Genomic DNA, 9,021 nt, shown 5'->3' on the forward strand with positions numbered 1-9,021 from the left:
GGTGTGAGCAATCACGACAGCTAAATCAATCATTGATAGGCTTCGATCGAATGAATCAGAACGCGGATTACACCTGCACGGAAGCCTGGATTCGTTGATCCTGCCTCATCAAAGCGTGAATGGAGCACTTGTAATCGAGTGATCGCGGACGAATCAAAACGCAAAGGCAGCCCTACAGGTTTGGCACGGACCACGGGCTGAAGATCTTTGAAGGCAATCTCCACAACGCTGGTACCTTCCACCTGTGTGGGAACAGGCGTGACCCAGCGCAGTCCGCCAGGAATCATCTCTGTGAGGCCCATCAATCCATCAGAGCAGGCCACTGCAAATTTCAAGGTTCGCCCTTCTCCTTCGATTGCTAATCGCAATCCGCTGAAGGCGGAAAGATCGAGGGGCGGTCTGAGCAAGGGGGAACGGCAGCTCACAAAACCTCCCCCATCCGCAACCACTTCACCTTCCAGTAAAAGGCCTTCAGGGGTTTGGCGGCAGCCGGCTTGGCTTGTCCCGCCCATGATGGTGTCATTCAGCGTGGTCCAATTTTCTAGGGAGATGACATTCTCTTTCGCATCAATTTTTGGCATCGACTCAGCTGAAGCAGGCGTTTGAGCCAACTGTAGGGAGACGACCAGAAGAGCAGTCAGACCGGTTCTTCTCAGCATCACGCAGATAGGACGAGGTCAAAAGTAGGCGGCTCCATCGTCACCGCAATCCAGTGGGACACTCGTCTTCCAGCCCATTCTTCCATCCATAAACGCATCTTTAGCGAGCAACCAGATGCTCTCCTCTGGTTTTATTCACTCGACTCTCCTATCTCCAAGCACGAGTGCGGAAAGCGCAAGTCAGAATCGTCCCGCATCCCTCGGAGCTGAGTTAAAAAATATTGTCGGACTAGGCCGCGACGAGCGATTGGTTTATACCACCACTAATTGAAAACCCAGAAAGAATAGTTATATGAGAAATAACTGAGAAGTGCGTGATAATAGGGTTAATCAGCCAAGTAAAATGATGATAAATAGCTGAAAAATTGATAAGGTGCTGAGGAGTAAATATCTCACTTCCTTAACAAACAAGCCTTCATGAAACTCCTGATTTCCGGTTTCACTCTTGCAACGGCGCTGCTGAGCACAGGCGTAGCCCATAGTCATTGCCAGCTGCCTTGCGGCATTTACGATGACAACGCACGTGTTCAGTCGATGCTTGAGGATGCTGATACGATCCAAAAAACAGTGATTCTGATTAAAGACAACTCAGGAAGGAATGATGCTCAATCCAGTAATCAGCTAGCAAGGTCAATTGCTAACAAGGAATCCCACGCGCAATCAATCATAGAAACCGTCAGTGATTATTTTTTAACTCAACGCGTTAAACCCAGTCAAGAGGATTACGCAGAGCGATTGAAAAAACATCATGCAGTGATCGTTGCCTCGATGAAGGCAAAGCAAAATTCAGACTTGGAGCACGTTGGCGAGCTGAAGGAAACTATCATTGAGCTTGAAGAATACTATCCAAAGCATACCCATTAAAATAATTAAAAAGGGCGGTCAATATTTAGCCGCCCCTAAAAGTATTGTCATGCCGAAGAAGTGTTGCTTATTTAAAGCCCTTCGCTAGCTTCTTCGTCGGTAAGGACAAGAATTTCTGCCTTCGGTCGAGCCAATTTTGCGGGGGTGCGTTCTGACGACTCAGCTGGATCGAGCAAGCGTCGCAGAGCGTCCCGTTTGTTGGCACCACTGACGAGGAACATCACTGTTCGAGACGCACTGAGCACCGGTGCTGTCAGTGTGATGCGCTCCAACCCTTTGCCCCGTCCAATCGTGGTCCAGCGATCACGGACTTCAGGAGCTTCAGTGCCTGGAAACAGTGAGGCGGTATGACCGTCATCCCCAAGACCTAAGACCATCACGTCGAAGATGGGTGGTTCGCCACTGCAGCTGTTGGCAATCATCTGGGCGAAAGCATCCGCGCTTGCTTCTGGTGAGGGAAGCTCAACGGTTGGGACAGGATGAAAGCAGGCCGCTGCCCCGGGCTCACCGGCCTGGAGCAAGGTGGCGCGGAGCATGCGCGCATTGCTGGACTCGTCATCGGCCGACACCCAGCGTTCGTCTCCTAGGAAGACATCCACGCGATTCCAGGGTAAATGTTGTTGCCCCAATCGCCGATAAGCCTGGGAGGGAGTGGTCCCTCCAGAGAGTGCAATCTGAGCACGATCACGTTGATCGAGCGCTAGTTGTATCGCTGTGGCGATGTATTCAGAGGCCCGCCGCGCTAGATCCTGGGGATCTCGGGCTCGTTCAAGTCGATAGGAGGTCATCGATCAGCTCAATCCAACCACTCGGTGTGAAACGTTCCATCTTTGTCAACACGTTGATAGGTGTGGGAGCCAAAGCAGTCGCGCATGGCTTGAACTGCATTTTGTGGCAGGCGAGCTGTGCGATAGCTGTTGATGTAGTCGAGGGTGCTGCTCAAGCACGGCACAGGAATTCCGGCCTCAGCGGCTCCTGCAACGACTTGGGCTAAACCAGAAAGTCGGGTGTTGACCTGATTGGCAAACCAAGGATCAATCAGCAGATTGTTCAGCTGCGGATCGGTTGTGAATGCATCCTGAATCCGTTGGAGCAGTCGCGCGCGAATGATGCAGCCACCCTTCCAGATCTGAGCGATGGAAGGCATGTTCAAGTTGTAATCGTGCTCTGCGGAGGCGATCCGAAGAAGCTCCATTCCCTGGGCGTAGCTGGCCATGCAGGCGAGCACCATCGCATCCATCAGTGGTGCCATTCCATCGGCAGGGGTGCCTAGATCAAAGGCCTTGACCGCTGGGCCTTTGAGGATGGTTTCCGCTTTGACTCGTTGATCTTTCATCGAACTCATCACGCGGCCATTGAGAGCTGCATAAATGGTTGGCACAGACGCACCCATCTGCAAGGCACTCACCACAGTCCATAAACCCGTACCTTTTTGGCCAGCTTTGTCCTGGATCTTTTCGATCAGATCGCTCCCATCATCGGGATCCTTTGTGCGTAAGCAGACCTCTGTGATCTCAACGAGGTAGGAGGCGAGCTCCTCGGTGCTGTTCCAATGGGCAAAGACATCAGCCATCTGGGTGCCGTTCATCCCCCCAACCCTCTTCATGAGGTCATAGCCCTCAGCCAGGATTTGCTCGATGCCGTACTCGATTCCGTTGTGCACTGTTTTGACAAAGTGCCCTGAACCGCCTGGGCCGATGTAGGTGACACAAGGGCCGTCTTCGACTTGGGCCGCCATTTTTGTGACGAGGCTTTCAATGGCGTCGTAAGACGCTTTGGTGCCGCCGGGCATCATGCTCGGTCCTTCAAGAGCACCTTTGGCACCGCCAGACACGCCCATGCCAATAAAGCCAAAGCTCTTGCTTTCCAACTCGGCAACACGACGCTCCGTATCGTGATATTCCGAGTTGCCACCATCAATCAGGAGATCACCTTCGTCTAAAAAGGGAGAAATCTGTTCAATCACTGCATCAACTGGCCCGCCCGCTTTCACCATCATCAAGATGCGGCGAGGTCGTTCTAATTTGTTGACAAAATCCTGAAGGTCGGTGGCTCCTTGAATGTTTTTTCCGGCACCTCGACCTTTCAGAAAGTCTTCCGTCTTTGAATAAGTGCGGTTGTAAACAACACTTGAAAAACCATTGCTCTCAGCATTGAGAACAAGGTTTTCGCCCATCACGCCTAGACCGATAAGACCAAAGTGAGACTTGGACATCAAAAACTGATTCACTGAAGTCAGTGTGACCACAGGATCAAAAATCGGCTGCAAACTGGTCTACCTCTGTCAGGGATAAGAGATGGAAGCGCCGATTTTCTATTCAGTTTGTCGTCAAATCACTGTGTCGTCGGCAATCGATGCATTTTTAACGACAACGACGATTCCATTACGAATGTAGAAGCCTTGGTCAGGACGATCAGCTTCTTCGACGCGATCCTTATTCACGATGGTGACGTTTTTACCAATACGAGCATTTTTATCAAGAATGGCTCCTTTCACAGTGGTGCCTTCGCCAACGCCAACTGGAATACCGCCGCGAGCTCTTAAAGTTTCGCGTTCGCTTTGCGATTCAAAGAAGTCAGCTCCCATCAACAATGAATCCTGCAGGACCACATTGTTTTCCACGCGACTGCGCACCCCAAGTACAGAGTGGTGGATGCTGCAGGCCTTAATAATCGATCCCTCACTAATAATCGAATCTGTGATCTGGCTGTCTACAAACTTGCTCGGTGGCAAATACCGAGGACGTGTGTAAATCGGGAAGGCTTCGTCGTAAAAGCTGAAGGGTGGTGTTGGTTGCTGAGTGAGGGCCAGATTGGCTTCATAGAAAGCACCGATGGTTCCAATGTCCTCCCAGTAATCGTCAAAGACGTAGCTCTTGAGAGTGTCGCCACGTGACAGGGCTTCAGGGATCACTTCCTTGCCGAAATCCTTATGGCCGGGATTGGCGTCCAGGAGATCGAAAAGCGTTTTGCGACTGAACACATAGATGCCCATGGACGCGAGGTAAGGGCGCTCCTTGGAGGACTCAACGCTGAGGCCAAAACGGGAGGTGTCAACCGCCATGGCCTTTAAGGAATCTCCCTTGGGCTTCTCGCGGAACTCCTTGATATTTCCGTCCTCATCGGTGCGCATCAAACCGAATGCTTCTGCTTGCGCAGCGTCCACGGGCAGAGCTGCAACCGTGAGGTCAGCGCCGGTACTGCGGTGATGCTCTACAAAACGGCTGTAGTCCATTCGATAGAGCTGATCACCGGAAAGGATCAGGTATTCATCAACATCCCATTCGCGGAACAGAGTTTGGTACTGGCGCACCGCATCCGCTGTTCCTTCGAACCAGGATGGGCTATCGAGCGTTTGTTGCGCAGCTAAGACTTCCACAAACCCTTGCCCAAATCCGGCGTTGAGGTTGTAGGTCTGGCTGAGGTGACGATTCAGTGACGCGCTATTGAATTGCGTCAACACATACATCTTGTTGATGTTGGAGTTGATGCAATTGCTGATAGGAATATCAATGAGGCGATATTTGCCTGCCAAAGGCACTGCTGGCTTGGCTCTCATCTTTGTCAGTGGTTGGAGACGGGTGCCAGCCCCTCCCCCGAGAATGATTGCCAGTACTCGCTTCATGCAGCTCCCGCCTTTCGGCTATGCGGGGCAAACTTACTGGATTTTTCGCGTTCGCAACCAACCCTTGGGCCAGATCGTGGAGATTGCAGGAAATTAATCTTGCGACTGCGCTCCAGAGTCCAAATCAAAGATTTTTTCGACGACCTGAAGTGCCTGTTGTCGTTCGCTGCGTTGCTGTGGACTGCGGAGCTGAGTCACAGGTGTGTGAAGGATCTTGTTGATCATTCCCTTGGTTAAGGCTTCCACAACCTTGCGTTCTCGCGCTGAGAAATCAGGACCCATGCGGCTCAGTGCTTTGGTGAGTTCCTCGACTCGGATCTCCTCAAGTGATGCCCTCAAGCGGTTGATGGTGGGAACGGCTTCCAGGCTGTCCCACCACTCGAGGAATAGCCGTCCCTCCTCTAAGAGCAGTCCTTCAGCCTCCCGAGCAACCTGCTGCCGAGCTTCCTGGTTCCGCTCTACAACCTCTTGTAGATCATCCACATCGTGAGATTCCACCCCGGACACCTCGCGAACATCGGAAGCAATGTTGCGAGGAACCCCGATATCAATCAGTCGCAATGTGCTACGGCGATTCAGAGCGTTCAATCTGTTGGCGTCAATGATCGGGTCATCGACTGCTGTGCTCGTAAAGACCAACGAACAGGTGCTCAAGCACTGATCAAGATCGTCGAGTCCCCGGCAGTGAATGGGAAGGTTCGGAAAGTCGGTTGCTAAGGCTGAGGCGCGTTCAATGGTGCGATTCAGTAACACCACTCCAGATGCTCCCTTCGACTGGAGGTGTTGAAGCAACAAACGACTCATGCGCCCAGCACCAACAACGGCGATTTGCTCCGTTTCAAGCGTGACCAACGCATCTTGGCCGCGTGATTGTCCAAGTTTGAGTTGAGCCAACTCAACCGCTGCTGAGCTCACGGACACAGCACCGGTGCTGAGATTGGTTTCAGAGCGGACTCGCTTTCCTGTGCTGACAGCCTGCGTTAACAGACGATTGAGAATGGGACCGATTGATTTGTGCTCTTGGCCCAGGCGCATCATTTTCTTGACCTGGGACAAGATTTGCCCTTCACCAAGAACAAGGCTGTCGAGTCCTGCAGTCACTCGCATCAAATGCGCAATGGCTTCGTCATGGTGATAAGTGAAGAGGTGTGGAGAGAGATCACGGCTTTCCAAACCGGAGTGGCCACTCAGAAAATCGCGTACAGCAGCAATCCCTAAATCTGGATTGCGGACCAAGGTGTAAATCTCCAGTCGATTGCAGGTGCTGAGGATCGAGGCCTCCAACACCTGCTCATGATTGCGCAGGTTTTGTAGGGATTCCTCCATGGTTTGCTCAGGAATGCTGAGCTTCTCGCGCACTTCGACCGGAGCCGTTCGATGACTGAGGCCGATGACGGCGATATGCATGGAGAAAATCCCTCTGTTGCTGCGTGAATCAGTTCAAAGCGATGCTTTGAGCTCCATCCTTCATGTGGATGGTGTTGGTGAAACTGCAGGTGTTGTTCAGGTTGCTGATGATCAAGCTGCTCGTGCGGGTGCAATCAGTTTCAAACTTCACTCCGTTGAAAAGAAGACCATCTGTGATGCCGCTGCCGGCGAACACAACGTGCTCTCCGCAGGCAAGCTCACTGGCTTCATACACCTTATCTGGGTCGGTAATGCCCATTTCTGCGAGGCGGGCGAGATTGCCTTCCTTCGTCATATCGGCCCACTCAGAGGTCTGAGCAATGGCTGGGTCATACACCAGTTGTCCTTGGAAGTGTCCGCCAAGTGCACGCATCGCAGCAGCGGAGATCACTCCCTCAGGAGCCGCACCAATGCCCATCAAGCAGTGGGTTCCAGTTCCAGCAAAACCACAAGCAATCGCTGCCTGCACGTCACCATCCGAAATGGGCTGAATACGAGCGCCGGTGGCGCGGATTTCAGTGATCAGATCTTTGTGGCGGGCACGATCCATCACAACGATGGTGAGTTCATCAGGAGCAAGGCCCAGGCACTCACTAAGGATTTTGATGTTTTCAGTCGCTGATTTGCGAATGTCAACCTTGCCCTTTGCAGCCGGTGGCGCTGCCAACTTCTTCATGTAGAAGTCGGGAGCGTTGAACAGTCCACCACGGTCGGAAGCCGCGAGAACCGCCATGGAGCCGCGCTGGCTGTAGGCACAAAGATTGGTGCCTTCACAAGGGTCAACGGCAAAATCCACACCAGGGCCAGTGCCGGTACCCACTTCTTCTCCGATGTAGAGCATGGGAGCTTCGTCGCGTTCCCCCTCGCCGATCACAATGCGCCCCTGCATTTGGATCTGATTCATGCGCTTGCGCATGGCATCAACAGCCAATGCATCCGCTTCATCCTTCAGACCTTTGCCGGAGAGCGTGGCGGAAGCGATGGCGGCCTGCTCGACGATCTCGAGAATTTCCTGGATGAGAGTGCGATCCACGTAAGTGCTGCGGGGGTAAAGAGAGGCTTTGAGGAGAAAGCCTGCAACAGCAGGGATTTCTGTCTCATATGCGCGGCTCACTGTATCAGTGGTGTCAGCGCTCTTTACAATCTGCCCATCCCTTAGCCCCCTCCGCTATGAGCACCAAACCCCTGGTGATCTCTCCATCGATCCTGTCTGCTGACTTCTCTCGTCTGGGTGAGGACGTCAAAGCCGTTGATGAGGCAGGTGCTGACTGGATTCATGTCGACGTCATGGATGGTCGATTTGTTCCCAACATCACGATTGGCCCTCTAATTGTTGAGGCCTTGCGTCCGGTTACTAAAAAACCTTTGGACGTGCATCTCATGATTGTGCAGCCTGAGAATTACGTCGAAGAATTCGCAAAAGCGGGGGCAGATATTATTTCTGTACAAGTTGAGGCCTGTCCTCATTTGCATCGCAATCTTGCTCAAATTAAAGACCTTGGCAAAATGGCTGGGGCTGTTCTTAATCCCAGTACTCCACTGGACACCCTTGAGTACTGCTTAGAGCTTTGTGATCTTGTTTTGATCATGAGTGTGAACCCTGGTTTTGGGGGACAGAGTTTTATCGATAATCAAGTCAAGAAAATCAGTGATCTTCGTCGGATGTGTGATGAAAAAGGCTTGGATCCTTGGATTGAAGTGGATGGTGGCGTGAAGGGCGCTAATGCTTGGAAAGTGATTGAAGCTGGTGCGAATGCGATCGTGAGCGGTTCGGGTGTGTTCAACCAGCCCGATTACGCAGCGGCGATTCAGGGGATCCGTAACAGCAAGCGCCCGTAGACATGTGACGTAGAGCCAGGCTGCTCTGTTGTTGCTTCGATCGGTTTTTATTCACTGTTAGCCCCTGCCAAATCGCAGGGGTTTTATGATGCACTATCGAGTTTCGATTCATGCTTCGAAGGCTGAATTGCTTGAGCTTACGTCGCGCAATATTCAATAGAATTGTTTAATTGGCCTCATGGGTTTTGCGAAACTTTGGATATTTTTGAAGATGCTTAAGTTTTTGTCTTTGCGGCGATTGCAGCTAGCGTTGGCTCGTTGATGTTGGCTTTGGTTGATGGGAGATGATTGTTCCTGTTTCTCTTCGCAGTTTCAGGTATTAGATTTTCATTTGAAATCTTTTCTGTAATCCTTGCATTGGTAAGACGAGTGAAGGCTTTGAGTTGTTTCGTCGATGGCGCAGCTAAACCCTTCTCTGAAGGCGGCACGCTTCATGGCTTCGATTTGAGAGACGGCGTAAATACCAAGCGCAATCACGATGAACAGTGAAATTCCTGCTCCCGTGCCTTTTGGATAAAATTTCATAGCAATTGGTCAAGGCGTGAATGAGTTTAGGATGCAAATAATGAGATGTAAACAATGTCAGATCAAGATCTTCGGCTTGAGTCTGCTCTGCGATGGGATTGG

The 9,021-nt window shown here is 51.8% G+C and carries 9 protein-coding genes; 2 read left to right on the forward strand and 7 right to left on the reverse strand.

The genetic code is table 11. The features are described 5' to 3' along the window. Positions 1–29: 29 nt before the first annotated feature. Entirely contained in the window at positions 30–581 is a 552-nt protein-coding gene (locus NCN04_RS04315) for a CIA30 family protein (protein ID WP_250395279.1), read from the reverse strand. A 495-nt stretch (positions 582–1,076) separates the two neighbouring features. Here NCN04_RS04315 and NCN04_RS04320 point away from each other — a divergent pair, with 495 nt between their 5' ends. Then, complete coding sequence (locus NCN04_RS04320; protein WP_048346703.1) at positions 1,077–1,523, forward strand: superoxide dismutase [Ni]; 447 nt, start codon at positions 1,077–1,079, stop codon at positions 1,521–1,523. A 71-nt stretch (positions 1,524–1,594) separates the two neighbouring features. On the opposite strand, the gene pgl is transcribed toward NCN04_RS04320, so the two are convergent. The 5 genes from pgl to glpX form a co-directional block, all read right to left on the reverse strand. Then, positions 1,595–2,311 (reverse strand): 6-phosphogluconolactonase, encoded by a 717-nt coding sequence (gene pgl, locus NCN04_RS04325; protein WP_250395275.1) that lies wholly within the window; start codon positions 2,309–2,311, stop codon positions 1,595–1,597. A gap of 8 nt (positions 2,312–2,319) precedes the next feature. Beyond that, entirely contained in the window at positions 2,320–3,738 is a 1,419-nt protein-coding gene (gene gnd / locus NCN04_RS04330) for an NADP-dependent phosphogluconate dehydrogenase (protein WP_250395276.1), read from the reverse strand. Positions 3,739–3,852: 114 nt separating this feature from the next. Beyond that, a complete protein-coding gene (locus NCN04_RS04335) occupies positions 3,853–5,148 on the reverse strand; it encodes a glucose-1-phosphate adenylyltransferase (protein WP_250395277.1) in 1,296 nt (431 codons plus the stop codon). 93 nt (positions 5,149–5,241) lie between these two features. Next, entirely contained in the window at positions 5,242–6,555 is a 1,314-nt protein-coding gene (locus NCN04_RS04340) for a glutamyl-tRNA reductase (RefSeq protein WP_250395278.1), read from the reverse strand. Between the two features lie 28 nt (positions 6,556–6,583). Then, positions 6,584–7,588, reverse strand: coding sequence for a class II fructose-bisphosphatase (gene glpX, locus NCN04_RS04345; RefSeq protein ID WP_048348193.1), 1,005 nt, complete (start codon positions 7,586–7,588; stop codon positions 6,584–6,586). Between the two features lie 137 nt (positions 7,589–7,725). On the opposite strand from glpX, the gene rpe reads away from it, so the two are divergent. Next, complete coding sequence (gene rpe, locus NCN04_RS04350) at positions 7,726–8,394, forward strand: ribulose-phosphate 3-epimerase (RefSeq protein ID WP_048348192.1); 669 nt, start codon at positions 7,726–7,728, stop codon at positions 8,392–8,394. A gap of 327 nt (positions 8,395–8,721) precedes the next feature. On the opposite strand, the gene NCN04_RS04355 is transcribed toward rpe, so the two are convergent. After that, complete coding sequence (locus NCN04_RS04355; RefSeq protein WP_048346699.1) at positions 8,722–8,919, reverse strand: hypothetical protein; 198 nt, start codon at positions 8,917–8,919, stop codon at positions 8,722–8,724. Positions 8,920–9,021 lie beyond the last annotated feature (102 nt).

This window comes from Synechococcus sp. MU1655, from assembly GCF_023630655.1.
Lineage (GTDB): Bacteria > Cyanobacteriota > Cyanobacteriia > PCC-6307 > Cyanobiaceae > Synechococcus_C.

What these genes read in the sequence shown, in the direction of transcription:
- NCN04_RS04315 (WP_250395279.1), bottom strand. Translation starts at nt 581, where the DNA reads ATGCCAAAAATTGATGCGAAAGAGAATGTCATCTCCCTAGAAAATTGG.
- NCN04_RS04320 (WP_048346703.1), top strand. Translation starts at nt 1,077, where the DNA reads ATGAAACTCCTGATTTCCGGTTTCACTCTTGCAACGGCGCTGCTGAGC.
- pgl (WP_250395275.1), bottom strand. Translation starts at nt 2,311, where the DNA reads ATGACCTCCTATCGACTTGAACGAGCCCGAGATCCCCAGGATCTAGCG.
- gnd (WP_250395276.1), bottom strand. Translation starts at nt 3,738, where the DNA reads ATGTCCAAGTCTCACTTTGGTCTTATCGGTCTAGGCGTGATGGGCGAA.
- NCN04_RS04335 (WP_250395277.1), bottom strand. Translation starts at nt 5,148, where the DNA reads ATGAAGCGAGTACTGGCAATCATTCTCGGGGGAGGGGCTGGCACCCGT.
- NCN04_RS04340 (WP_250395278.1), bottom strand. Translation starts at nt 6,555, where the DNA reads ATGCATATCGCCGTCATCGGCCTCAGTCATCGAACGGCTCCGGTCGAA.
- rpe (WP_048348192.1), top strand. Translation starts at nt 7,726, where the DNA reads ATGAGCACCAAACCCCTGGTGATCTCTCCATCGATCCTGTCTGCTGAC.
- NCN04_RS04355 (WP_048346699.1), bottom strand. Translation starts at nt 8,919, where the DNA reads ATGAAATTTTATCCAAAAGGCACGGGAGCAGGAATTTCACTGTTCATC.